At 46.4% G+C, this 24,508-nt stretch carries 26 protein-coding genes; 19 read left to right on the forward strand and 7 right to left on the reverse strand.

The features are described from left to right. Nucleotides 1–64: 64 nt before the first annotated feature. The 10 genes from topA to rpmG all read left to right on the forward strand — a co-directional run bounded on the left by topA (nt 65) and on the right by rpmG (nt 8,413). Complete coding sequence (topA, locus tag JCM23214_RS15945) at nt 65–2,677, forward strand: type I DNA topoisomerase (RefSeq protein WP_025899806.1); 2,613 nt, start codon at nt 65–67, stop codon at nt 2,675–2,677. A gap of 33 nt (nt 2,678–2,710) precedes the next feature. Then, nucleotides 2,711–4,045, forward strand: coding sequence for an RNB domain-containing ribonuclease (locus tag JCM23214_RS26135; protein WP_051548217.1), 1,335 nt, complete (start codon nt 2,711–2,713; stop codon nt 4,043–4,045). After that, nucleotides 4,042–4,458: an RNB domain-containing ribonuclease gene (locus JCM23214_RS26140; RefSeq protein WP_267879429.1), complete on the forward strand. Its 417-nt coding sequence runs from the start codon at nt 4,042–4,044 to the stop codon at nt 4,456–4,458. Before JCM23214_RS26135 ends, JCM23214_RS26140 begins: the two co-directional genes overlap by 4 nt. A gap of 98 nt (nt 4,459–4,556) precedes the next feature. Further along, nucleotides 4,557–5,039, forward strand: a complete 483-nt coding sequence (locus tag JCM23214_RS22825; RefSeq protein WP_051548219.1) for a S1 RNA-binding domain-containing protein — start codon at nt 4,557–4,559, stop codon at nt 5,037–5,039. Between the two features lie 100 nt (nt 5,040–5,139). Then, complete coding sequence (locus JCM23214_RS21390; protein ID WP_199899677.1) at nt 5,140–5,538, forward strand: DUF983 domain-containing protein; 399 nt, start codon at nt 5,140–5,142, stop codon at nt 5,536–5,538. A 77-nt stretch (nt 5,539–5,615) separates the two neighbouring features. Then, entirely contained in the window at nt 5,616–6,335 is a 720-nt protein-coding gene (locus tag JCM23214_RS15960) for an NUDIX hydrolase (protein WP_025899807.1), read from the forward strand. Then, nucleotides 6,332–6,964: an NUDIX hydrolase gene (locus tag JCM23214_RS15965; RefSeq protein ID WP_025899808.1), complete on the forward strand. Its 633-nt coding sequence runs from the start codon at nt 6,332–6,334 to the stop codon at nt 6,962–6,964. Before JCM23214_RS15960 ends, JCM23214_RS15965 begins: the two co-directional genes overlap by 4 nt. A gap of 17 nt (nt 6,965–6,981) precedes the next feature. Continuing rightward, nucleotides 6,982–7,827 carry an MFS transporter gene (locus JCM23214_RS15970; RefSeq protein ID WP_025899809.1) on the forward strand — a complete coding sequence of 282 codons (846 nt, stop codon included), beginning with the start codon at nt 6,982–6,984 and terminating at the stop codon, nt 7,825–7,827. Nucleotides 7,828–7,895: 68 nt separating this feature from the next. After that, the gene (locus JCM23214_RS15975; RefSeq protein WP_025899810.1) at nt 7,896–8,132 is read left to right on the forward strand and encodes a hypothetical protein; all 237 of its coding nucleotides are present in this window, start codon (nt 7,896–7,898) and stop codon (nt 8,130–8,132) included. A 113-nt stretch (nt 8,133–8,245) separates the two neighbouring features. Next, on the forward strand, nt 8,246–8,413 hold the full coding sequence (gene rpmG / locus JCM23214_RS15980) for a 50S ribosomal protein L33 (protein ID WP_025899811.1): 168 nt from the start codon (nt 8,246–8,248) through the stop codon (nt 8,411–8,413). Between the two features lie 148 nt (nt 8,414–8,561). Here rpmG and JCM23214_RS15985 read toward each other — a convergent pair whose 3' ends face one another. Together JCM23214_RS15985 and JCM23214_RS15990 are read right to left on the reverse strand one after the other, a co-directional pair. Then, entirely contained in the window at nt 8,562–9,926 is a 1,365-nt protein-coding gene (locus JCM23214_RS15985; protein WP_025899812.1) for a PleD family two-component system response regulator, read from the reverse strand. A gap of 3 nt (nt 9,927–9,929) precedes the next feature. After that, nucleotides 9,930–10,307, reverse strand: coding sequence for a response regulator (locus tag JCM23214_RS15990; protein WP_025899813.1), 378 nt, complete (start codon nt 10,305–10,307; stop codon nt 9,930–9,932). 205 nt (nt 10,308–10,512) lie between these two features. Between JCM23214_RS15990 and JCM23214_RS21395 the strand changes: the two genes are divergently transcribed. From JCM23214_RS21395 to JCM23214_RS16010, 4 genes are read left to right on the forward strand one after another with little or no spacing between them, the layout of a single operon-like run. Then, nucleotides 10,513–10,785, forward strand: coding sequence for a DUF3572 domain-containing protein (locus JCM23214_RS21395; protein ID WP_025899814.1), 273 nt, complete (start codon nt 10,513–10,515; stop codon nt 10,783–10,785). A 4-nt stretch (nt 10,786–10,789) separates the two neighbouring features. Beyond that, on the forward strand, nt 10,790–11,455 hold the full coding sequence (locus tag JCM23214_RS21400; RefSeq protein WP_025899815.1) for a hypothetical protein: 666 nt from the start codon (nt 10,790–10,792) through the stop codon (nt 11,453–11,455). A gap of 5 nt (nt 11,456–11,460) precedes the next feature. Beyond that, entirely contained in the window at nt 11,461–12,354 is an 894-nt protein-coding gene (locus JCM23214_RS16005; protein ID WP_025899816.1) for an ROK family protein, read from the forward strand. Between the two features lie 21 nt (nt 12,355–12,375). Then, nucleotides 12,376–13,653, forward strand: a complete 1,278-nt coding sequence (locus JCM23214_RS16010; RefSeq protein ID WP_025899817.1) for a DNA polymerase IV — start codon at nt 12,376–12,378, stop codon at nt 13,651–13,653. Here JCM23214_RS16010 and JCM23214_RS16015 read toward each other — a convergent pair. Genes JCM23214_RS16015 through JCM23214_RS26145 form a run of 4 tightly spaced genes read right to left on the reverse strand, consistent with a single transcriptional unit; the run spans nt 13,650 to nt 16,812 of the window. Then, nucleotides 13,650–14,765 carry a M48 family metallopeptidase gene (locus JCM23214_RS16015; RefSeq protein WP_025899818.1) on the reverse strand — a complete coding sequence of 372 codons (1,116 nt, stop codon included), beginning with the start codon at nt 14,763–14,765 and terminating at the stop codon, nt 13,650–13,652. The two genes, JCM23214_RS16010 and JCM23214_RS16015, sit on opposite strands and share 4 nt — an antisense overlap. Further along, nucleotides 14,765–15,952, reverse strand: a complete 1,188-nt coding sequence (locus JCM23214_RS22830; RefSeq protein ID WP_025899819.1) for a YjgN family protein — start codon at nt 15,950–15,952, stop codon at nt 14,765–14,767. Before JCM23214_RS22830 ends, JCM23214_RS16015 begins: the two co-directional genes overlap by 1 nt. A gap of 45 nt (nt 15,953–15,997) precedes the next feature. Further along, on the reverse strand, nt 15,998–16,504 hold the full coding sequence (locus JCM23214_RS16025) for an EipB family protein (protein ID WP_025899820.1): 507 nt from the start codon (nt 16,502–16,504) through the stop codon (nt 15,998–16,000). Nucleotides 16,505–16,512: 8 nt separating this feature from the next. Next, on the reverse strand, nt 16,513–16,812 hold the full coding sequence (locus tag JCM23214_RS26145; protein WP_025899821.1) for an EipB family protein: 300 nt from the start codon (nt 16,810–16,812) through the stop codon (nt 16,513–16,515). A 332-nt stretch (nt 16,813–17,144) separates the two neighbouring features. Between JCM23214_RS26145 and JCM23214_RS21410 the strand changes: the two genes are divergently transcribed. Next, nucleotides 17,145–17,849 carry a GGDEF domain-containing protein gene (locus tag JCM23214_RS21410; RefSeq protein WP_051548220.1) on the forward strand — a complete coding sequence of 235 codons (705 nt, stop codon included), beginning with the start codon at nt 17,145–17,147 and terminating at the stop codon, nt 17,847–17,849. 15 nt (nt 17,850–17,864) lie between these two features. Here the strand turns inward: JCM23214_RS21410 and JCM23214_RS16040 are convergent, their stop codons facing one another. After that, nucleotides 17,865–19,163 carry an adenylate/guanylate cyclase domain-containing protein gene (locus tag JCM23214_RS16040; protein WP_025899823.1) on the reverse strand — a complete coding sequence of 433 codons (1,299 nt, stop codon included), beginning with the start codon at nt 19,161–19,163 and terminating at the stop codon, nt 17,865–17,867. Nucleotides 19,164–19,375: 212 nt separating this feature from the next. On the opposite strand from JCM23214_RS16040, the gene JCM23214_RS21415 reads away from it, so the two are divergent. The 4 genes from JCM23214_RS21415 to JCM23214_RS16060 all read left to right on the forward strand — a co-directional run bounded on the left by JCM23214_RS21415 (nt 19,376) and on the right by JCM23214_RS16060 (nt 24,501). Continuing rightward, a complete protein-coding gene (locus tag JCM23214_RS21415; protein WP_084264895.1) occupies nt 19,376–21,340 on the forward strand; it encodes an aldehyde dehydrogenase family protein in 1,965 nt (654 codons plus the stop codon). After that, nucleotides 21,318–22,094, forward strand: a complete 777-nt coding sequence (locus tag JCM23214_RS16050) for a glycerophosphodiester phosphodiesterase family protein (RefSeq protein ID WP_025899825.1) — start codon at nt 21,318–21,320, stop codon at nt 22,092–22,094. Before JCM23214_RS21415 ends, JCM23214_RS16050 begins: the two co-directional genes overlap by 23 nt. Before the next feature lie 16 nt (nt 22,095–22,110). Beyond that, nucleotides 22,111–23,277: a GNAT family N-acetyltransferase gene (locus tag JCM23214_RS16055; protein ID WP_025899826.1), complete on the forward strand. Its 1,167-nt coding sequence runs from the start codon at nt 22,111–22,113 to the stop codon at nt 23,275–23,277. A gap of 120 nt (nt 23,278–23,397) precedes the next feature. Continuing rightward, nucleotides 23,398–24,501 carry a ferritin-like domain-containing protein gene (locus tag JCM23214_RS16060; protein ID WP_025899827.1) on the forward strand — a complete coding sequence of 368 codons (1,104 nt, stop codon included), beginning with the start codon at nt 23,398–23,400 and terminating at the stop codon, nt 24,499–24,501. Nucleotides 24,502–24,508 lie beyond the last annotated feature (7 nt).

Raw genomic sequence — 24,508 nt, forward strand, 5'->3', positions numbered from 1 at the left:
TATATATGGCCATGGCCCTATGATAAGAGAGGGCATAAACCAGAACGAACCTGCGGTGTCCTAAATGAATGTAGTCGTTGTTGAGTCCCCGGCAAAAGCAAAAACCATTAATAAATATCTGGGCAAGGACTATACGGTTCTCGCCTCATATGGTCATATTCGCGATCTTCCCTCAAAAGACGGGTCGGTTAAGCCGGACGAAGATTTCGCGATGGATTACCAGAATGATGCGAAATCAGCAAAGCACATCAAAGCAATTGCGGATGCCCTGAAGGATGCAGAAAACCTTTATTTAGCTACTGACCCTGACCGCGAAGGTGAAGCCATTGCCTGGCATGTGCTCAAGGTAATGGAAGAAAAAAAGAAGCTGAAAAGCGCCAAAGTCAGCCGCGTCGTTTTCAATGAAATTACAAAGAAGGCTGTGCTGGATGGGATTGCCAATCCACGTGAGCTGGACATGAACCTTGTCAACGCGCAACAGGCACGCAGGGCACTTGATTATTTGGTCGGATTTACGCTCTCCCCCGTTCTTTGGCGCAAATTACCAGGCGCAAAATCCGCAGGTCGGGTGCAGTCTGTAGCGCTTCGTCTTATCTGTGAGCGTGAATTGGAAATCGAATCCTTTGTGCCCGAGGAATACTGGACAATTGATGCCGATTTCAACACATCTGATGGGGACGTGGTTACGGCCCGTCTGACCCAGCTTTCAGGTGAGAAGCTTGAAAAATTTTCTCTGCCTAGTGAAGACACAGCAAAAGCAGCTGGTGAGAAGGTTAGAAATGGTAGTTTCTCGGTCCAGTCAGTTACCAAGAAACCTGCCAAAAGAAACCCCTCTCCACCTTTTACAACTTCTACCCTCCAGCAGGAAGCATCACGCAAACTTGGCTTCGGCGCCAAGCGAACCATGATGGCTGCACAGAAACTTTACGAAGGATTTGATATTGGCGGTGAGACGACTGGCCTGATTACCTATATGCGTACCGATGGAGTCACTCTTGCCGGTGAAGCTATTCACGCTTGCCGTGAAGTAATCGCTAGCGAATATGGAGAGAAATTTGTTCCCAAGTCGCCCCGTCAATATAAGACCAAATCAAAGAACGCTCAGGAAGCCCACGAAGCAATCCGCCCGACAGATATGCGCCGAACCCCAAAAATGATGGCACAATATCTGGATGCAGAACATCTTAAACTTTATGAGTTGATCTGGAAACGCACCATCGCAAGTCAGATGGAAAGTGCTCAGCTTGAACGCACAACAATCGATTTCGCCGATGGCGCTGGCCAAATCATGCGCGCTACGGGCAGCGTGGTTCGCTTTGCGGGTTTTCTCAAACTGTATGAAGAGGGTCGAGACGATTCCGACGATGAAAAGGATGGAAAAAGACTTCCGGCTGTAGAAGAAGGAGACCGGATGACAACTTCCGAAGTCCGCGAAGATCAGCATTTCACGGAACCCGCCCCTCGCTACACTGAAGCCAGCTTGGTCAAAAAGCTGGAAGAATTGGGTATTGGCCGCCCATCGACCTATGCCTCTATCATCTCGGTTCTTCAGGATCGCGACTACGTGAAGCTTGATCAGAAACGTTTTATCCCTGAAGACAAAGGACAGCTTGTAACAGCGTTCCTTTCCTCTTTTTTCACGCGCTATGTCGAATATGATTTCACGGCTCAGCTTGAAGAACGTCTGGACGATATTTCTGACGCGAAAGTAGACTGGAAACAAGTCTTAAGAGATTTCTGGAATGACTTTAACCTGTCCGTAGAAGGGACAGCCGAACTGCGTGTCAGTGATGTTCTGGAAGAGCTGAACAAGGTATTGGGTCCCCATATTTTTCCACCACGTGAAGATGGAAAAGATCCAAGGGGATGCCCGAAATGTGACGACGGTCGACTCAGTCTTAAAACTGGTCGTTTCGGAGCGTTTATTGGCTGTTCCAATTACCCCGATTGTCGATACACTCGCCAACTGGGCGCTACAGAGGAAGAAGCGGAAGCCACGCAGGATGATGGCCCCAGAATTCTCGGTATTGAACCAAAGAGCGGACTTGAGATCAGTCTGCGGAAAGGCCCATACGGTCCCTACCTGCAACTTGGTGAGGCTGAACCGAAGAAAAAACCGAAGCGGGTGTCTATTCCAAAAGACATTATGATTGAAGATGTCGATTTGGAAATAGCCCTGCAGTTAATTTCTCTCCCCCGCGAAATCGGCCCTCATCCGGAAACTGGATCTATGATTACGGCTAATCTTGGTCGCTATGGTCCATATGTGGAATGTGATAAAAAATATGGAAAACTTTCCAGCGGAATGGAAGTTCTCACAGTGGGGATGAACCGGGCTGTTGAGCTTCTGGCTGCATCCAAAACACGCGGTGCCGGACGGGCTGCGCCCCCCTTACGTGTTGTAGGCGCCCATCCTGACGATGGTGCAGATATAAACGTAAAAGACGGACGCTATGGTCCATATGTAACACATGGCGGTATTAATGCGACAATACCCAAAGGCTCAGACCCAATGACCATTACGCTCGAAGAAGCCGTAAAATTGCTGGCTGAGCGAGCGGAAAAAACTGGTAAGAAGCCCAAAAAAGCCAAAGCTGCTGCCAAAAAGAAACCAGCGGCAAAGAAAAAGGCCCCGGCGAAGAAAACTGCATCCAAGAAGTCCACTGCTAAAGATTGATTTATCGCGGATATATCCGCAGAAACAGGTATTGTGAAACGCAAAACACCAGCGCCAAACCAGTTGCCAACCAAAGAAGAAATTCGGACCTTCATTGAAAAAAGTGAAGGTCCTGTTGGCAAGCGTGAAATTGCCAAAGCTTTTGGTATTAAAGGTTCCGACAGAATTTATCTCAAACAGATTCTCAAAGAATTGATCGAGGATGGAACTCTGGAAAAAGGCCATCGTCGCTCTGTAAATCCGGCAGGAACGCTTCCATCCGTGTTGATCGCTGATGTCGCCCGCATTGATGATAATGGTGAGGCAATAGCGAAACCGGTTAAATGGGATAGTGACGCTCCTGCCCCGATTATATATGTGCAAACTGATCGCAAAAGCCGGACAAAGATCAAAGCACCTGCTGTAGGTGATCGGCTTTTGTTAAAAACGTATCGTCAGCCAAATGGCAACTATGATGGACGTGTTATACGGCACTTGAAAGCGACAAGTGGTCCTGTCCTTGGCGTTTACACCAAAACAGGAGCCAATGGTCGCATTCAGCCAACAGATCGCAAAAACAAAAAAGAGATCATTGTTCTGGATGAGCATTCAATGAATGCGCAAAGCGGCGAAGTTGTTGTTTGTGAATTACTTCCGGGGCGGCAGTTTGGATTACCGGAAGGAAAAATTACCGAGCGTCTGGGTCCAATGGGCGACTCGCGGTCAATTAGCATGGTCGCTATTCACACCCACGGCATTCCTTATGAATTTAATGACGATGTGGTCCGTGAAGCCCTAAATGCAAAACCAGTCACGCTTGGCAATCGCACAGACCTGCGTCATTTACCAATAGTTACCATTGACCCAGCAGATGCAAGAGACAGAGATGACGCTGTTTGGGCGGCACCGGATAAGAGCACGGACAATCCTGATGGTTGGCAGATTATCGTCGCGATCGCAGATGTGGCCCATTATGTGACCACTGGTTCTGCGCTTGATCGAAGTGCTTTGGAAAGGGGCAATTCAGTCTATTTTCCAGATCGGGTTGTTCCAATGCTTCCCCATGAACTTTCCAGTGACTTGTGTTCCTTGCATGAGAAAGTTGACCGGCCCGTCATGGCGGTCAGAATGACTTTTGACAAGCATGGAAATAAGGTGCGACACGAGTTTATGCGCTCTTTGATTAATTCTGTTGCCTCTCTTACATATGAACAGGCTCAATCAGCGCATGACGGACACCCGGATACGCAAACCGAGCCCCTAAAAGAGTCAGTCATTGATCCCTTATTTGCAGCTTACGCAGTTCTTAAAAAAGCCAGAGACAAACGTGAACCTCTTGATCTTGATCTGCCAGAGAGGAAAATTGAACTGAACGAGGATGGTTTATAAAATCAGTCGGCAAGAAGCATCGATTTACGGCTCACATGCTGATTGAAGAATTCATGATTCAGGCAAATGTCTGCGCAGCCGAAACACTGATTGCCAAGAAAAGCCCTTGCATGTTCCGCGTTCATGAACAACCTGACAGGGACAAACTTGAAGGGTTGCATGAGATTCTAGGTGATATGGATATCAGTTTTGCGAAAGGGCAAGTCTTAAAAACCTCTACTTTCAATAATATCCTTGCCCAGGCAAAGACGGAAACTGATAAAGAACTGGTCAGCGCATTGGTCCTCAGATCTCAGTCTCAGGCAGTGTATAGCCCCGATAACAGACATCACTTCGGGCTCAACCTAAAGAACTATGCGCATTTCACATCCCCAATCCGGCGTTATGCGACCTGCTGGTCCATCGCAGTCTAATTTCTGCTCACGGATTTGGAACTGATGGCCTCTCTGACGATCAGGCAGATCAATTTGATCAAATCGGTGAGCAGATTTCAAATCTGGAAAGACGCGCTATGGTCGCGGAGCGCCAAACACTCGATCGTTTTACAGCTGTGTTTCACGCCAATCAGGTTGATAAAATTTTCGAAGCTAAAGTCACAGGTGTCACCCGGGCGGGTTTGTTTGTATCGTTAGAACCAACTGGTGCGGATGCATTGGCCCCTATCTCTACGCTCGGCCATGATTTCTTTATTTATGATCAGGACCGCCATACGCTATTTGGTGAGCGCACCGGCGTAACCTTTCGATTGGCCGACAGAATTATGGTTCGACTTCAGGAAGTAGATATAACAACAGGTAGTATGATCGTTACCGTCGAAGACGGTGATGAGAACCCCGCCTACAAGTCACGGATAAACAAAAAACGCAGTCAGAGGGGCTCTCGATCAGCCAAATCACCGAGAGCGCCACAAACAGCCAAAAAGTCGCGAAAGAAAACGATGCCTAAAGCGCGTAAAAAGGCATTACTGAAAAAGAAAAACTCGAAAGACGGTTAAGAAAAGAGCTTGCGGCACAGTGTCGCATGAGTTTGATTTCATACGACAACATACTAAAATTTGCTATATTCGTCCCCCAATCAAGATGTGGTGGAGACTCATGAGACAGGAACGACCTCTCGGTACAGCCTTCGTAAATGGTTTGAAATGTAAATGCCCTGCCTGCGGCGAGGGTAAGATTTTCAAAGGTTACATAAAAGTCCGGCATAGCTGTGACCACTGTGGGCTTGAACTGCACCATCAACGTGCAGACGATGCCCCGCCCTACTTCACCATGCTAATCGTCCTGCACTTCGTTGTATCCGGCATTTTGACTGTTGAGCAGTTATACAGCCCAGCAAACTGGGTACAGCTTGTGATCTGGATGCCAGTTGCAACACTCATGTCATTTTTACTATTACCGCCCATAAAAGGCGCATTGATTGGCATTCAATGGGCGAAGGAAATGCACGGATTCAATCCGGAAAAAGATGGCTATACTGCTCAACAAATCGACTGATTAATCCGTTTGACGTCCAACTACTGGACTTCACGCGTTAATAAGGGCATTCTTGTCTAAAAACAGGAAAAGCTCTTATGGAAACAACAAAAAAACGTGTCATTGCCGAAAACCGAAAAGATGGCTCAAAAGCCCCAAGGCCCAAAGACGCTTCAACGATCATAATATACCGCAATTCTGGGTCACGCACCGAAATCCTGATGGGCGAGAGAAGCGCCCGCCACAGCTTCATGCCAAATACATATGTCTTTCCAGGTGGCCGAGTAGATGCAGGCGATTCAAGAATTATTCCCGCTAAAGACCTTTGCCCCGACGTCTTGGAGCGTTTATGTCGCGGGGGATGCAGCCCAGCGCGAGCAAGAGCACTGGCCATAGCAGCAATTCGGGAGACTTTTGAAGAAACTGGCCTGAGAATAGCCGCAAATTATGACAAACCAAGACGATCGAAAGTAAGTGTGTGGAATGAGTTTGGCACAGTTACCTGCGGCCCGGATCTATCTGAACTCGACTATATTGTTCGTGCTGTCACTCCACCCATGCGGAAAAAGCGATTTAACACCCGGTTTTTTGTCTATGATGGCAATGAAATTGAAGGCGAACTTGGTGGGTCTGACGAATTACTGGATATGAAATGGGTAACCCTAGAAGAGGCACGTGATCTGGAAATTCCTGCCATCACTGAATTTGTTCTAAATGAAGTAGAAGGGTATTTACGAAACCCGCCAAAGAAAACGGCACTTCATCCTGTCAAATTGTTCAAGATGGTCAACGGCAAACGGGTATTTACGACCGAATGAGCATGAAACTATCCGTTAAAGCCGCCGTACGTCCGCGTGACGCGGCAAGCCTTGTATTATACAGAAAGCAAGCAGGCCAAATCAGAGTTCTGATGGGCAAGCGCGCAAAAGCACATCGGTTTCTTCCTAATGTTTTCGTCTTTCCCGGTGGGCGCGTTGACGCGAGCGATCATAGGATGCCCGCACTTAAACCGCTTAAAGAGTCAGTTGCACACCAACTTTCACAGCCGGGGAACAAGGCGCATGCGATTGGTTGCGCCGCTGTTCGCGAGACTTTTGAGGAAACCGGGCTGACAATTGGGCAGAGCGAAGATCAGTTCATAAAACCGGATCTGTCGGGCCTCGACTATTTGGCACGGGCCATAACGCCCGCTCACAACCCGATCCGCTTCAACACGCGTTTTTTAATGGTTGATGCGGATCACAGTTCCGGTAGTTTAGCTGGTTCAGGTGAGTTGCTACACTTACAATGGTTTCCCATTGAAGACGCTTTGGCGATGCCACTCGTTGATGTTACCGAGTTTGTACTTATTGAACTAAAAAACAGGTTAGCAAACCCGTCGCGACCACCGGCCGTCCCTCCACTTTTCACTTATCGAAACGGCAAGGCAATGGTTACGAGGGGCTAAGAAACAGGTCATGAAGCATGAGCCCGAGAAAATCAATAATCATAATAATTGCCGCCGTCACGGCAATGGGGCTCTCCCTCAGCCTTTCCATACCACTTGTTTCACTCGCTCTTGAGCGAAGGGATGTTGGTGCAGATATTATCGGCTTAATGGGCGCTCTGCCCGCTTTAGCCTTTATATTTGTATCACCTGTAGTGCCGCGTCTGACACGAATATTTGGCTCTGGCCCTCTCCTGTGGCTCTCCCTGATTTTATGCAGCGGATCCATCTTCGGCCTCGCGCTCGATGATAACCTGATATACTGGTTTATTCTGCGCATTCTCATCGGTGTAGGTATGTCGATTCTTTTTCTGATTGCTGAAACCTGGATCAATCAGGTTTCCAGTGATGAAAACCGCGGCAAGATAATTGGCCTTTATGTCACGATCCTGACAATGGGATTTGCCTCCGGTCCGATTTTGATCAACTTTCTGGGAACCGAAGGAACGAAGCCCTTTGTAATTGCCAGCCTGATAGTAGCCTCCGCCGGTGTTGTGTTTCTTTTCGCGGGAAGAAACTACCCAAAATTTGAAGGGCAAAGCAGCTTTTCCGTTTTTTCTTTCATCCGAATAGCGCCCCTGATTTGTGCTGCAGCCTTACTTTTATCTTTTTTCGACGGAACCATCCTCACCTTGCTGCCGGTCTATGGTGTTCGGCATGAAATGAGCGAAGGAATGGCGGTACTGATGACCAGCACACTGCTGGCAGGCAATATTTTATTGCAATTTCCCATAGGCTGGCTGGCTGATAAATTTGGCGAAAAACCAATTATTCTCGTATGCGGTCTGTTAGGACTAACGGGTGCAATTCTTCTGCCTTCCTGATAACAACACAGTATATCCTATGGCCCTCACTTGTCATCTGGGGCGGTGCAGTAGTCGGCACCTATACCTTGGCGCTCGTCATCATGGGGCGGCAATTTGTCGGGGCCGAACTCATAACAGCCAACGCAACAGCAGGCGTTTTGTGGGGCGTTGGCAGTCTTGCAGGCCCAGCAGTTGGCGGCTATGCGATGAAACTTTCAGATTCTTACGGAATGCCGGGTGTATTCGTCGTAATTTGCCTTCTCTTTGTCTGCCTGACGCTGCGCGAAATGACTAAAAAAACAAGCTATGCTGCGGCTAAATAAAAAACCTTGGGAAAAATAACTGTTATGCTTGACTTGGTCGGCTAAATCCGTATTTTTCGGGCTTCAATTATTTATTCTTCTGCATGACGCAGTCGAAAGACGGAGTTTCTGGCATGGCTAAGCCAACCACGTTGAAAATCAAACTTGTCAGCACTGCTGGTACTGGTTTCTATTACGTAACCAAGAAAAACCCTCGCACACTGACTGAAAAAATGGTTATGCGCAAATACGATCCAGTTGCGCGCAAACATGTTGAATTCAAGGAAGCTAAAATCAAGTAATTCAGTTTATTTAAACTGAACTTCTGATTTTTGCGAAGTGACTAACCCTAGCATTTGCTGGGGTTTTGTCGTTTGTACTTCATAGAACTCCTGTTCGAAATTCTATATTTCCACCACTTTTATGCGGGAAAGGTCTGTCCGTAAATTTTCATGTTGCGGTAACTACACGGTTTCGCCCATCCCGCTTCGCTTGGTAGAGCGCTTCATCCGCTCTCTTTATCAAGCCTTCGGAACTTTCTCCCTGACTGGACATAGCCACACCGATTGAGCAGGTAATATCGAGGGACAGATCTGCACCAGATATTACAAAAGGCTCCTCAGCAACCTCACGCCGTAAACGCTCCGCCACACCCAGCGCAACTGCGAGATCTGTATCTGGCATGACAACGACAAATTCTTCACCGCCATAGCGACAGGCCAGATCAATACCGCGCACACTTTTAATCATACGGCTCGAGAACTGTTTAAGCACCTCATCGCCGATATCATGACCGTGGGTATCATTTACCTTTTTGAAAAAGTCAATATCCATAATCAGCAGAGATACAGGCTTGAAGTCCTGCATCACATTATTCTGGAGCGTTTCCAGATGGTTTGTCATATATCGCCGGTTGTACAATCCTGTAAGCGCGTCGGTAACAGCCAGTTCCATACTGCGGTGATAATTATGACGTAGCCGGTCCTGATATTGTTTGCGCAACACTTGCGTGCGGGTTCTGACAATTAGCTCATTCTTGTCGATTGGGCGCATGACATAGTCATTAACACCAAGCTCCAGACCTTTGACCAGTTTATCAGTATCAGCTTCATCAACAAGCGTAAGAATAGGTAACTGGCGGGTTTCTTCAAAGGTTCGGACCCGCGAACAGAATCGCAATGGATCGAAGCTCGTTGACCCAAGGCTAACGACGGCGAGATCAAAATCTCCACCTCGCGAGAGGACTTGCGCTTCATCCATGTTACTTTCGATCGTCAGATCATACTGGTCACCATAAATTTGCATCAGTTGCTGGCTGGAAAACTCATTGTCATCCACGGCCAAAATACGCCCCCGGATCGCGTTCGTGTTCTCTTCATCATCTGGGTTAATAACGCCCAGGTCGAAACTGGTCGCTTCGCGAAGACGGAATTCATCCATCATCATTTTCAACCGCAGCAACGATTTAACCCTTGCAAACAAGGCCACATCGTCAACCGGCTTGGTTAGAAAATCATCTGCTCCCGCCTCAAGCCCTTGAACGCGGTCAGCTGTTTCACTAAGCGCTGTTACCATTACAACTGGAATATGTGCTGTTTTCGCGTCTTTTTTAAGCCGTTGACAGACTTCAAAACCGTCCATTTGCGGCATCATAACATCAAGCAAAATCAGATCCGGAGACTTGTCTCGAGCAAGCTCCAAAGCATCTGGACCATTATACGCAGTTATTACATCGTAATATTCGACCGAAAGCTTTGCTTCGAGAATTTTTACGTTAGGTACTACGTCATCAACTACAAGAATTCGTGCTGACATCGATTAATCTAGGAACCCTTTAACGGTATTGATGAAGTTCTCAACGGAAATAGGTTTTGCCACATAGGCTTCACAGCCACCTTCGCGGATTTTTTCTTCATCCCCTTTCATGGCGAAAGCCGTAACCGCAACAACCGGAATTGACTTCAAATTTTCGTCTTCTTTTATCCATTTGGTCACTTCAAGACCCGAAACCTCTGGCAATTGGATATCCATGAGTATCAGATCAGGTTTGTGCTCTCTTGCAAGGGACAGTGCTTCCATTCCATCTTTGGTTTGCAGGGTTGCATAGCCATGGGCTTCCAGCAAATCATGGAATAATTTCATGTTTAGTTCGTTGTCTTCGACAATTAGAACTGTTTTCTTTCCTTCAGAATTCATCGTTCTACTGCCCTACTTTCCCATGCAACATGGCCTGCTATTCATCCCCCAAGAGACAGTAACGCATTTTATCTAACCGCGCTACAGCCACAAAAAAACAAGAAAACCAAATTGAAATACAAAAATGGTAATATCCTCTCACACTAAACAGCTATAAACTTAACATTAAGTTACTCCCACTCACGAGAATTGATAAAAATTAACCATGAATCAGGAACAGGCAGACATAATATCCCTCAAAGCCGTCACCTATCTGCTCTCAGATGAAAAAAGAATTTCTTGGCTGCTGGGAGAAACAGGATTGGATGTGACGTCATTGCGGCAATCACCGGATAACCCCGAAATCCTAGCAGGCATTCTGGATTTTTTATTGAGCCATGAAAATATTCTTGTTGATTTTGCCCAGAACTGTGATGTTGACCCAAGCATAATTTATAAAATCCGGCCACTATATCCCGGCTTTGTTGGAGAGTATTAATCAAATGACTACCGGAATTCATGTGGACGTTCTCCCGCAACTTGATTCAGTTTCAATTGACCCAAATACCCCTCTCATTGTGACAGATGCAGATGAAGTACTCTTCAACTTTATGCAAGGGCTGGAGCTGTTTCTTGAGGAAAATGATCTGTATTTCGATTGGAAATCTTTTGCCTTGCGCGGCAATATAAGACGAAAATCTGATCACGGCGCGGTTGAGGCGGAACACATACCAGAACTACTGGACAAATTCTTTTTCCTCTACGCGGAACGCTTACCCGCCGTCGAAGGCGCTGCTGAAATTTTGGCGGAGTTAAGCGAATACGCACAAGTGGTTGTATTAAGCAACGTCCCCCCCAAATATGCCGACAAACGATTAAAAGGCCTTCGTGCCGCCAACATGGATTTTCCCTTGATCGCAAATGTAGGCGCAAAAGGTCATGTGGTTAGACATTTGACGCAGGATTTGTCCTGCCCAGCATTTTTCATTGATGACATTCCGCACAATCATGGCTCTGTTCGCGAACACGCTGGACATGTGCACCGTCTTCATTTTATCGCTGACACCCGTTTGGCCAAACTTTTGGGGCCTGCTGAGGACAGCTCTGCCCGGCTTGATAGTTGGGATGAGTTGCGAGATTATATACTGCGTGAGATTGAAGGAGCCTGATATCCATGCGATATGGCATTGATCTGGGTGGCACAAAGACTGAAATTATAGCCTTGTCAGAGACCGGTGAGGAAATATTCCGAACGCGAAAACCCACTCCGCGTGGAGATTATGGCTCGATTCTGCGAAACATTGCTGATCTGGTTGCAGAGGCTGATCAAAAAACAGGGGAAACCGGCACAGTCGGTGTCGGCATTCCAGGTGTTATCTCCCCAAACAGCGGGCTAGTAAAAAATGCCAACACAACGGAACTGATCGGACATCCGCTGGATAAAGACCTGGAAGCCTTGATCAATCGACCTGTTCGAACAGCGAATGATGCAAATTGCTTTGCTTTGTCTGAAGCAACTGATGGCGCTGGAGCGGGAGCTGGATCTGTATTTGGTATCATTCTGGGAACGGGAGTTGGCGGCGGATTAGTAATCAACGGAAAACTTCATGCCGGACGGAATGCTATCGCAGGTGAATGGGGGCATTCTCCACTACCTTGGGCCAACCAAACGGAACATCCCGGGCCGGAGTGTTATTGCGGCAAAAAAGGCTGCATTGAAACATTTCTCTCGGGACCGGGGTTCAGCCAATCACACAATTCAGTCGGTGCAACTGGCCCGTCTGCTGAAGAAATCGTAGCACAGGCAACAAATGGAGACGCCGCAGCGCTCAAAACCATCAGCATATTCGAGCGTAGGTTGGCAAAGGCACTAACAGGGATTATCAATGTTATTGACCCGGAAATCATCGTCTGTGGAGGCGGCCTGTCAAATATTTCACGTATTTATGAAAATGTACCTCGCCTTTGGATGGAATATGCTTTTTCCGATACACTGGAGACAAAATTTGTACCCGCAAAGTATGGGGATTCATCAGGCGTGCGGGGTGCTGCATGGTTATGGAACTAATTTTGCTGATCTGGCGGGAAAATGAGCACCCTCTGTCGAAATTGTCTTACAGATTGGCCTGACAGCTTAACTAACCCTGTTAGCAGATGTCCAAAGTGCCGGTCCCCCAAACTTGTTTCGCATGATGAGCTGGATGAATTAAGTATCGCACATATGGATTGCGATGCATTTTATGCAAGTGTCGAAAAACGCGACAACCCAGACCTAGTAGATAAGCCGGTAATTGTCGCCTATGATGGAGAGCGCAGTGTCGTCAGCACTTGTTGCTATATCGCAAGAATGTACGGTGTTCGCTCTGCGATGCCTCTGTTCAAAGCAAAAAAACTATGCCCCAATGGGATAATAATAAAACCGCGTATGAGCGTATATGCAGAAGTCAGCAAGCAAATACACTCATATTTTCAGGAACTCACTCCGATTATCGAACCCCTCTCACTGGACGAAGCATTTCTGGATTTAACAGGCACACAAAAACTTCATCATAGAAGCGCGGCCAAATCCATGGCATGGCTTGCCCGCGAAATCAAAAATACAATCGGCATTTCAGTCTCAGTTGGCCTCAGCTACAATAAATCACTGGCAAAACTTGCATCGGATCTTGATAAACCCTTCGGTTTTTCCGTAATTGGTCGCGCTGAAGCCTCAGCCTTTTTAGCTCCACGGCCTGTTAGTGATATATGGGGTGTCGGCAAAGCGTTAAACAGCAAGTTGATCGCTGACGGAATTACAACCATTGGACAGCTACAACACCGTGAAGAAACGGAGCTGGTCGCACGGTATGGGGTGATGGGAAGCAGGCTTTATAATTTTTCTCGGGGACAAGACAGCCGTCCTGTAAAGGCTCACAGGAAAGCAAAAAGCATTTCCAACGAGACAACATTTTCATCGGACATTGATGATTTTCTAACTTTGAAAAATATACTTTGGCCCTTGTGTGAGAAAGTGGCTGATCAATTAAAAAAATCGAACAAGGCGGGTCAAACAATTACGCTGAAACTTAAAACAGCCGCGTTTAAGACCATTACTCGCAGTCATAGTCTTGATCAACCAACCCAGCTCGCTGAAACAATCTATCGAGAAGCCCTCAAGCATTTGGAAAAAGTCGCAGATGGCGAACTGAAATTCAGGCTGATCGGAGTTGGTGTCAGTAACTTTGGAAATATTGAAGATGCAGACATGCCCGATCTTCTAAATTCCGATAAAAATAAAATCAAAACGGTTGAAACCGCCATCGATGCAGTACGAGCGAAATTTGGCCCCTCCTCCATCGGTAAAGGGCGAGGCCTGAAAAAGACCTAAATACTTTTCTGACAGATAGTTTTAAGAGCTGCCCATTCGCTTTCTGACATTGGGGGCTTGAATTCCTGTGGGTCTTGCTTCTCAATAATTGAAATTCTGTCTTCAATCCCAGGATGTGTATTCAGAATATCAGTAAAACTATTTCCAGCCACTTTCTTATCAAGCTCTTTGAGCAATGGGATAAGCGGTTTCATGTCATAGGACAATGCATCCATTATGCGCAGTGCTTCTCGATCAGCAATTTCTTCCATTTCGCGGCTATAAGATGCCCCAAGTGCCATTTGCCCAAAGGCAGCGACAACAGTACCGCCGGATACATCCCCTAACGCTACAGAGAGCAAGGCTGCAATACCGATATTGGATACCATTAATCTGGAAGGATGCCGTTCATTTATATGTACAAATTCATGGGCGAGGACTCCCACAAACGCGTTTGCATTGGTGGATTTATCAAGCAATCCTGAAAAGATTACCATTCGCCCGCCCGGAAGTGCAAACGCGTTGGCGTGCTTGCTTTTAACTACGGTAATGGAGTTCACAATTGCCCCTGCCTCATCGCCCGTCACAATTTTTGTAAATTCCTGGGTAAGTCGGCTTAGTGTTTTTTCAGCGCCCGCGCCTCTACAAATAACTTCTTCTTGGCTTTTACCGCGTGCAATTCTTTCAACAATCTGCCCCTCAACCCCCTCACCCATTTTTGCAAGGACCTTTTCCGGGATTAGACGGGAGATGGGGTCCGCGGCATAAGGAATACCAATCCAGACGAAGGCAGCCAATCCGGCCAAGACAGCGGCTGTTGCTATAACGGGCATGCTCCAGTTTTTTATCAACCGTCCGCGCCGCTTATACAGTTTTGGACAACGTGCACGAATAGCATCAATCAGAATCTGCTCTTTGACCCTTAATCGACTATTACTCGCATCCGACAAAGACAGGAAAAGCTGTCCATCTTCCTTGGGGATGTTTTCATCCCGTATCAAATCCATAGACCAGACGGCGATCAAAACACCTGAAAGGTCTCTTATCTCCAAATTATCGGCATGAACCTGAATTTCTACAGATTGCGATTGGGCACTGGTTCCGTCAAAATATTCTGCAGATCCACGGATCATTAAAATGCCCCGACATCAAGCGCATCGGCCAGCCCTTCCCCATATTTTGGAGAGTCTACCGACGAGGCCGCAACCTGATTAAAAACCCCTGTATCACTAACGTAGGTATATTCACTTATCAACCTGACTATTGGAATAAACAAGATCATGAAAATCAGAACATCAACGAGCAACAACACGACAATCACTAGTGCAAAGCTCACGAGAAATGCTTCTGGCATGCTGTTGGCAGTTGTTGTCACTAAAAAAAATGCAGAGTAAAACCAAAAAATTGCAATCGCAATTAGAAAACAAATAATTAACAACCCGACGAAGCCAAGTACCAAGATTTTTCCAATTGGCAAATTTGCTTTAAAATGCGCGTTTGCCAATACTGTTTGTGACGTAACATAATTATATTCACCAACGCGTGCCCGTACCCACAATAAAGCAGATATAATAAGGAGCACAGCGCTTATACCGAACAACTGCGTTACGGACAGAGGACCCTGAACGAAGGTAGTGCCATCTGGCAGGACATGTCCGCCGTCACCAACAAATCCCATAAATGCATAAGGAACGATGATATACAGATAAATTGAGATAACAACGGGCCAATAAAGCCGATAAAATGGACCTGCCCTACCTTCAAACTGAAAATGTTGATCTCCAAACGCCATGTTGTTCACCCGGTATTGCGTCAACTTCAAACGCATTAACGGGTAAAGCCAACCCAAGCTAATAATTGATGCAATCGCCCACAACAACACTTTCAACGTATATTTCAGGGCAGAACCGGATTGAAAGAAGCGAATTGTTCGATAGGAAGTCCGGCTCAATCGATAGCGCCACAATCGATATTTTGCAAATTGCCAAAACAGGACCAACAATAAGGCGTTGGCAATTTGACCAATTGCAACCCCTGTTTCGCCAAAAACAAAAGTGAGGTTCTGGGCAAATGTCAACACACCGAAAACAATCATCAACAAGATCATCGCTATTAAAAACCCGATAAACAACTCTTTAGCCGTTCCATGGTAGGTGAGGCGATCTTCTCCGATGCGCATAGATTGCCAAAGCAGACGGCGTAAATGTGTTTTGCCCCAGAAGCGATAAAAACCGAAAGTGGGTATTGCCAGTAGTTTATTTTTTAGCAGCCGCATAAAAACAGCTTTGTTGGATACATCAAATGACAGAAAAGTCTGCATCAGTCCCCCCGGATATCAGAATGATTGTCGTGCTCGCTTCGAATATTATTTACAGTGTTTTTCTTCGTTTAATTCCAGTTGGACAAGCTCACCTTTCATCGAAAAATCCTTGTATTTCAGATGAAGATCAGTTCCGACACCGTTTTCAAACATCCTGAACTTAACCACATAATCAGGCTCGTTTGATTGGCTGCCCAAATCAAAGTAAGACATCTGTATTGACCAGGACTGTTCACTTCCCATGCCGTTTTTTTCAAGCACTTCAGATATTTTCAAAGATTTTTTTCCAATAATTGTAAGGCTGTCCTGAAGTCCATCGCGGCCATTACCATCGAAAACTTTTGCGGAAAGGAGCTTTTTACCATCAGTCGCCGCTGCCAGTATTTTTTGTGTGTGAGCAATAGGAAAAAGAACGCCCTTGGGCAAATCCATAGTTCCTCCTTCCTCATCATTAAAGGTTACAATCCCCTTTTCACCCGAAATGTCCGCCACCCCGTCTGTTTTCATGACGACATTTCCATTAATTGAATTGGAGACGGAAAACCTCATCATTTCACCGTTCAGTCTTCGACCGTAGATAGGCTGTAATCGGAAACAATTTTTCCCCCGCCCAAATTACCGATTTCCACCAACATTCGCTGGTTCACGATATTCCCGGCGCAGCTATTTTCAAATTCCATGACAATACGCCCCCGAGCAGATTGAACTCCCCCACCGTCTTCTACATCTGCTAAAGCCAGGTCATACACGGCCCGATGTGAGACAAGCGACGAAGGTTGCGCGTGGGCATTCGCAATCATTCCAAAACCACTGGATACAATAAACGCTAGTAAAAACAGGCTATTCTTTAACAATCGCATTCAATCTTCTTTCCTGTGCCAGGCTGAGTTTAAGGGTAATTGCAGCCTTGATGCACAACTATAAAGTTATAGTTGCATCACGCCAATGACTTTTAAGCCTAATCTTGAAATAGGGCAAAAATTCCACGCTTTAAGGAAAATTTTTCCGCCTATCGAATTACAGAGGCTGAATAAAAACATCCAAAAATCATTTAACATATTGAAACATAAACATTATTACAGATTTCAATTTTTGGCATGCCGTTTGCTTATTACAGGACGAGTTGAAATTACTTGAACATGTATCACACCCCGTTGACTTAGAAAGTCAGCAATGAGTGAAGGAGTAAGGAATGTCTGGAAGTCTATTTATGCAATCACCTGCCACCTCTGGTTCAACAGGTGTTCTAAATGGCGAAATCACCCCGTATCTTGAGGAACTGGCTTCAAGGATCAGGGACACCAGTGCTGTGGACGACCTTGATACCTCTTTAAGCTGGAATGTTCTGGATCGCGTTATCGCATTTGCCGCAAGCGCAGAACAGCATATTGCTGAACAACAGATGCGTATTCGTGAACTCGAAAGCATGTCTACAACTGACGAACTGACGGGTCTTGCCAACAGGCGCGGATTAAAAAATCATATGCAAAAAGTCCTCTCCTCCGCCTGTAGATATGGTGATACCGGGATCGTTGGCTTTCTGGATTTGGATCACTTTAAGGACGTCAATGATACTCATGGTCATGATGCGGGTGATAAAATTCTTTGCGAACTTGCTAGCCTCCTTCAAACCAACCTTCGGGATACTGATTTTGTAGCGCGCCTAGGCGGTGATGAGTTCGTCTTTGTTCTGGAAAAAGCAGATACCACTCAAGGCCTCAAACGGGCTGCAAAGATAAGAGACTTGATCTGCGAGAAAACTGTCAAACTCAAACGCGAAACTGTGCGTCTGTCAGCCAGCCTAGGTCTAGCCATTTACGATGAAAACAGCACATATGAGGGGTTGATGAAATCTGCGGATAAAGCGATGTACGCTGACAAAAAATTTCGCCGGTAAACCGGCGAAATTAAATCAGGCGCTTTGCATCATTTTATAGCTCGCATCCATATAGGCACTGTCATGCTTGAGCTTGTAAAGCTCCTTCGGCGTCCTCACACCACGCAACGCGTGTAGCCCGGCTGTTTCAAAATGCTCCTTGCAATGCGTTGCATGTTTGACAAATTCACCTGACAACACAACATGCGTTGAAAGAGCATCGCACAGACTTTCCATCCGACTGACCTCATTAACCGCAGGCCCGACAACCGTAAAATCGAGCCTGCTGGCGGATCCAACATTACCATACATAACTTCACCGATATGAAGCGCAACATCCAGTTCAACTGTTGGTAAATTCTGATGTTTTCGCAAATCATTTAACTCGGCGATACTGTTCATCATTGTCTGCGTTGCCAGCATGGCGGTTTTACAGATATCGGCTTCTTCACTCTCCTTCAGGACAAAGGTCGCAAGCATGCCATCGCCCATGAATTTCAGAACCTCGCCACCAAAATCCGTTATCGGATCCGCCATACGTTCCAGATACTGATCAAGTGTTGAGACTATCTCTGCACGCGGTACAGCATCAGCCATTCGCGTAAATCCTTTTAAATCAGCAAACAGCAAAACCGCCGTCATGCTGCGAGCGGCGCCTCGCACAATTTTTCCAGACAAAACTTCCTGAGCCGTTTCCTGCCCAACATAAGTCTGAAGTACTGTTCCGGCGACTTCAAAAGATGCGATCCCTTTTACGGCCAGTGCAAATAACGGGATTGCTTTTTGCAAAATCTGAAAATCACGCTCTGTAAACCCATCTGGATGGGCAGACGCCCAAGACGTAATCAATCCAAATTCAGATTCCAGACGATCATCGCGATGCCCCCAGCCAAAATCAAAGACCTGACTGAACCAATCCGTCATTCCCTCTTTCTTGAATTCCCGAAGGACCGGAAAATCCAGATCATCATTATCCACAAGACGGCGGTGCATAAAATTCACGCCCTGACCCAACATGTAAAAAAACGGACTGGCAAACCAGCCTTCACCAGGCTCATCGGTATGTAGAAACCGGGTATTGCTGACGATACCTTTGCCATCTTTCCAAGTATACATAAACGCACTCACTTGAGGGTGCAAAGTCGTCATTGCGATATTACCGCGCACCAGATGAACCCCAAGATCAGTGAGCCTTTCACATAACTGTTTAAGAAGTTCATCAACAGTGATTTGCTGCATACCGGCTGAGATCAGCCATGCAAAAAGCTTTTCCTCTTCCGAACTGGAGGGAAAGTGCGCACATCCTGAAAATGTACTGATATCTGAATGCTTCATAGTTCAGCTTTCGTATGAACTAAAGGAACCGGTATGGTGGTTCGCCTCATATAGGTATTATATATTGGATTAAAACCAAAAGGTGATAAAAATTCAGCGAAAACAAATTGTTTGAATGTAAACAATCACCCTTGGCAAGACTGTCAATTTTCTGAAATAATATACTTTAAAATAATGGATCGTGGACGCTGGATCGACCACTAAAGGAGAAAATGGTGCAAGACATCACAAAGTATTGGAAAAATTATATAAACGGTGAATGGGTGGACCCCGAGGATGGATCGCGGATTGAGATTGAAAATCCAGCGACTGCGACTCCAATTGCAGAAGTCGCCCGTGCCCGCGAAGCGGATGTTGATCGCGCCGTAGAAGCGGCCCGTGCCTGTTTCAATTCCCGTGAACTTTATAACATGCGCCCGACCAATCGCGGCGCACTTATGTTTGAAATTGCCCGGCATCTTACTGAAATGGCAGATGACATTGCGCTGGTTGAATGTCTGGACAACGGAAAGGCAATCACAGGCGGTAAAAACGAAGCATTGGCTGCCGCACGATATTTCACTTACTATGGTGGTTTAGCTGACAAGCTGGAAGGACGTATGATCCCGCTTGGCGCAGATTACGTGGACTATACTATTCCGTCTCCTTTCGGAGTGTCTGCGCAAATCGTTCCTTGGAATTTCCCTCTGCAAATCGCTGCTAGGTCTGTTGCCTGCGCGTTGGCCACTGCTAATACGGTTGTTCTTAAATCTCCGGAACTGTCGCCTCTTTCAACATATTTTATTGCTGAAGCATGTCACCGTGCGGGGGTTCCAAAAGGTGCAGTCAATATTCTGTGTGGATACGGTCATGATTGCGGCGCTTATCTTGTGTCACACTCAGATGTAGACCACATCGTTTTTACAGGATCACTCAAGACCGGCCAGTCAATCTTAACAGCGGCTGCGAAACGTGTGCTTCCCTGTGTGATGGAGCTTGGCGGCAAATCTGCTGGTGTGATGTTCGAAGATGCAGATATAGATCAGGTTATCAATTCCACCGCGTCGGGCATATTTTCGAACGCTGGTCAGGTGTGCTCCGCTCAATCGAGATTGATCGTTCCTCGCCAACTTCATGATCAGGTTATCGAAAAAATGGTGGCGAAAGCCTCAACCCTTTCAGTCGGTCCCGGCATTGACGGGCATGATATTACACCGGTTATTTCTGCAAATCAGGCTTCAAAAATTGAAGCAATGTGCATGAGTGCTGCTCAATCTGGTGCTCAGGCTGCAATCGGTGGACGCAAAGCTGACGGATTTGATGGTCATTTCATCGAACCTACTGTTTTCGCAAATGTTACCGCGGACATGACAATTGCACAGGAAGAAGTGTTTGGTCCCGTGCTAGCGGTTCTTGCTTACGACGATGTCGAAGAAGCGATAGCACTTGCAAATGGCACAGATTACGGCCTATGTGCTGGTGTTTACACACGTGATCTGGCGATGGCTCACTGGGCAGCAGACCAACTGGTTGCAGGTCAGGTTTTCGTCAACGAATGGTTTGCCGGGGGCATTGAAACACCCTTTGGCGGAACAAAAAGATCTGGATACGGCAGGGAAAAAGGACAGGAAGCCTTGCTAAACTATGTTCAAACGAAGAATGTAGGTATTCGTATTTCAGCAGGTGGCGGTGGTCGCCTGGTGGCTGAGCTAGAAACGGGAGAAAAATTAATGGCTGGACTAATTGATGCACGACTGGCTGACTTGGGAATTACATTGACCGAAGCAGCTGCACCGGCAGCGAATTACGTACCCTATACAATTACAGGAAACCTTGTGTTTATTTCGGGTCAGGTTCCGTTTGTTGATGGCAAACTCGAATATCAGGGAAAAGTCGGACAGGATTTTGACACCGAAGAGGCCATAGCTTGTGCGAGGGTCTGCGCCCTCAATATCCTGGCGCAACTGAAAACGGCATGCGGTGGTGATCTGGACAAGGTGACCAAATGTGTCAAGCTTGGCGGATTTGTAAACTGTGTCGATGGCTACACGGAACAACCAAAAGTCATTAACGGTGCTTCCGATTTAATGGTAGACGTGTTTGGTGAAAAAGGACGCCATGCTCGCTTTGCAGTAGGCACCAACGCCCTGCCAATGAATGTTGCTGTAGAAATTGATGCCGTTTTTGAAATCGCCTGAATATAGCAAAATACCAAATTGGCTTGTGAGCACTCCGATTGCGCATCGAGGGCTCCATGACTTGAATGCCGGTATTGCGGAAAACTCACTGACGTCATTTCGGGCTGCAATGACTAAAGGGCTGGCTATTGAGCTCGACGTCAGGTTTTCACGAGATGAAGTCCCGGTCGTATTTCACGACGAAGACCTAATGCGGCTAACTGGCGCGCAAGGAAAGCTAGCCGGCAAACTCCTGAGCGAGCTTAATAAGTTACAACTTCTGGGGACAAAAGACTCAATACCGTCATTATCAGAAGTTCTTGAGCTTGTTCAGGGACAAGTTCCGCTGGTTATCGAAATCAAATCAACTCAGCTACCTCGTGAGCGGGCGGTCAGCATTATCTGTAAACTTCTGCAACACTACGAAGGCGACTTTTGTATACAGAGTTTTGATCCATTTATTTTGAGGGGCTTTACGCGCAAAGCCCCTCAAATACTCCGCGGACAACTGGGGATGAAATCTCCTCCCTCTTCTCTGCCGCGCCTCAAAAGGCTGATGATACGCCATATGCCCTTTAACTGGTTGGTGAACCCGGATTATATTGGATATGATATTAGCGATATTGATTACCTGACAATCAATGGGAAAAGAAAACACAAACAACCCCTTCTCGCCTGGACGGTTCAAAATCAATCTGACCTTGAAAAAGCCAAACTCTATGCCGACAATGTAATCTTTGAAAAACTGTCTACAGACCTTGTGAAATCTCGCTAACGATCAGTCCTGATATATGTCCTCATCATACAGCATTCGAACACTTCAGCAGATAAATGAACTCCCTGCGATTGAGTGGAATAAGTGTCAGGCGGACGATCACCCATTTACCAGTTTTGAGTTTCTCAATGCTTTGGAGGAAAGTGGCTCGGTAAGCGCGCAGACCGGATGGATGCCGCAACATCTAGTGCTCGAAGATGAAAAACAAAATGTTCTGGCTGTTGCACCAATGTACATTAAAGGCCACTCACAGGGTGAATATGTTTTCGACCATAGCTGGGCACATGCCTATGAAAGAGCGGGTGGTAGATATTACCCTAAACTTCAGATGTCAGTACCATTTTCTCCTGTTACCGGCCCACGCTTACTTGTTAGTCAGGCTGAGGATTATGATGAGCATTCACAAATGCTACTAAATGGCGCAAAACAGGTTGCAATCAAATACGGAATTTCTTCTGTTCATCTAACTTTTTTAAGAGAGAATGACCTAGCCAATACTGAAGCCACCGGGTTTCTCACAAGGGTCGGTGAACAATTCCACTGGCATAACCGTTCTTATCAGCAGTTTGACGACTTTCTAGAAGAACTATCTTCTCGAAAAAGAAAGGCCATTAAAAAAGAACGCCGTCTGGAGAATTTTGAAGGACTAGTTTTCGAAACGCTCCAGGGCGACGAAATCACAGCCTCGCATTGGGATGCATTTTTTGAATTTTATATGGACACCGGCCACCGAAAATGGGGCACCCCTTATTTGAACCGTGAGTTCTTTGACCTGCTGGGATCAGCTTTGAGAGAAAAAGTTATCCTTTTCATGGTTAAAAGGGATGAAAAATATATCGCTGGCGCACTCAATCTTATGAGCTCCAATTGTCTATATGGGCGTTATTGGGGGTGTGTAGAAGAGCATAAATTCCTACATTTTGAATGCTGTTATTATCGAGCAATCGAATTCGCCATCGAAAACGGTCTCGAAAGAGTAGAAGCAGGCGCACAAGGACCGCATAAGCTTGCCCGTGGTTACCTCCCAACAAAAACCTACTCAGCACACTGGATGCAAGACCCCGGATTTCACGACGCTGTGGGTGATTTTCTCAAAGCGGAAAGCCGGGATATGGACGCTGAAATCGAATATCTGGGACAACTCTCCCCTTTCCGCCGCGGACCCGTTTCCGGACAAAAATAGTCACTGTTATTCATTTTATTGATTTACACGACATATTAGTATAACATCCTTTTAAACTTGACGTTTACGTAAAGGTAAAGATCGACGAAAGAGACCATCAAATGCTTGGGAGGGCAGAATATGGCACAACATATAACACATGATCCTATCTATAATGCCGTAAAGCCGGACGACTTCGCTGCAATGCTCGACTCTGAGCGCTATGGAAACCGCACTGATGCATTCGATGGTATCATTTCGGCGACCCACGACCATTTCTGGGACCCTCTGGATGAAGCATATCTGGATTTCAACACTCCTTTTGATACGGAGACCCAACTCATTATGCCACGGGAAACCATTCCCGAACTGCAAAGTGCTGTTGTCGACAAACTGGATGAAAGACAACAAATCAAGCTAGGTAACGAGAGTGTCCGCTGGGGTATTTCAGGCATATTGCATGGTGAACAGGGTGCTTTGTCATTAAGTGCGAGCCTTTGCCACATTCTACTTGATCCCGGAGCACAAGAATACGCGTCCAATCAAACTCGCGAAGAAGCCCGTCATGTCACAGCATACAGCCGCTACATACAGGTTCGCTTTGGAAGCCCCTACCCTGTTGGAGAGCAGCTGGGCGATCTTCTAAAAGAGCTTGTTGCAGCTGAGGAAGTGTATAAAAAACTGGTTGGAATGCAGATGTTGGTCGAAGGGTTGGCCATGGGTGCATTTGCCAGCTTTCACTCCAAGACCAACGATCCGCTGTTGAAGCGCCTGACCCAACTGGTGATGACAGACGAAGCCTTCCACCATAAATTTGGTAAAATCTGGGCCGATAAAACGATCCCAAGCCTGACTGAAAAAGAGCATAATATTGTCGAAGATTGGGCGGCAAGCTGCTTCGAAAAACTCTTGTTCAATCTAATGAATATCCGCCAGAAACGTGTCATTTATGAGCAATTTGGACTGGATTGGGAATGGGTTCGCGATGCCTGCCGTGAAGTGTTTACCGATGCAGACAGACGCAATTCACTCAAAGAATCTACTAATATATTCCGTGTACTTGTGAAAACCCTTCTGAAAGCAGGTATTATTACAGACCGGACGAGACCCCTCTATTCCCATTGGATGGATATGAACGAAATTGATAATGAAGGGGAAGATATGGTTGGATATGCCATCGCCGACGAAGGTATCGAATATCTTAAATCCATAAACCAAGGCAGAAAAGTTATCGGCCAAAAATAACAACTAG

Origin of the sequence: Sneathiella glossodoripedis JCM 23214 (assembly GCF_000616095.1) — a bacterium.
Lineage (GTDB): Bacteria > Pseudomonadota > Alphaproteobacteria > Sneathiellales > Sneathiellaceae > Sneathiella > Sneathiella glossodoripedis.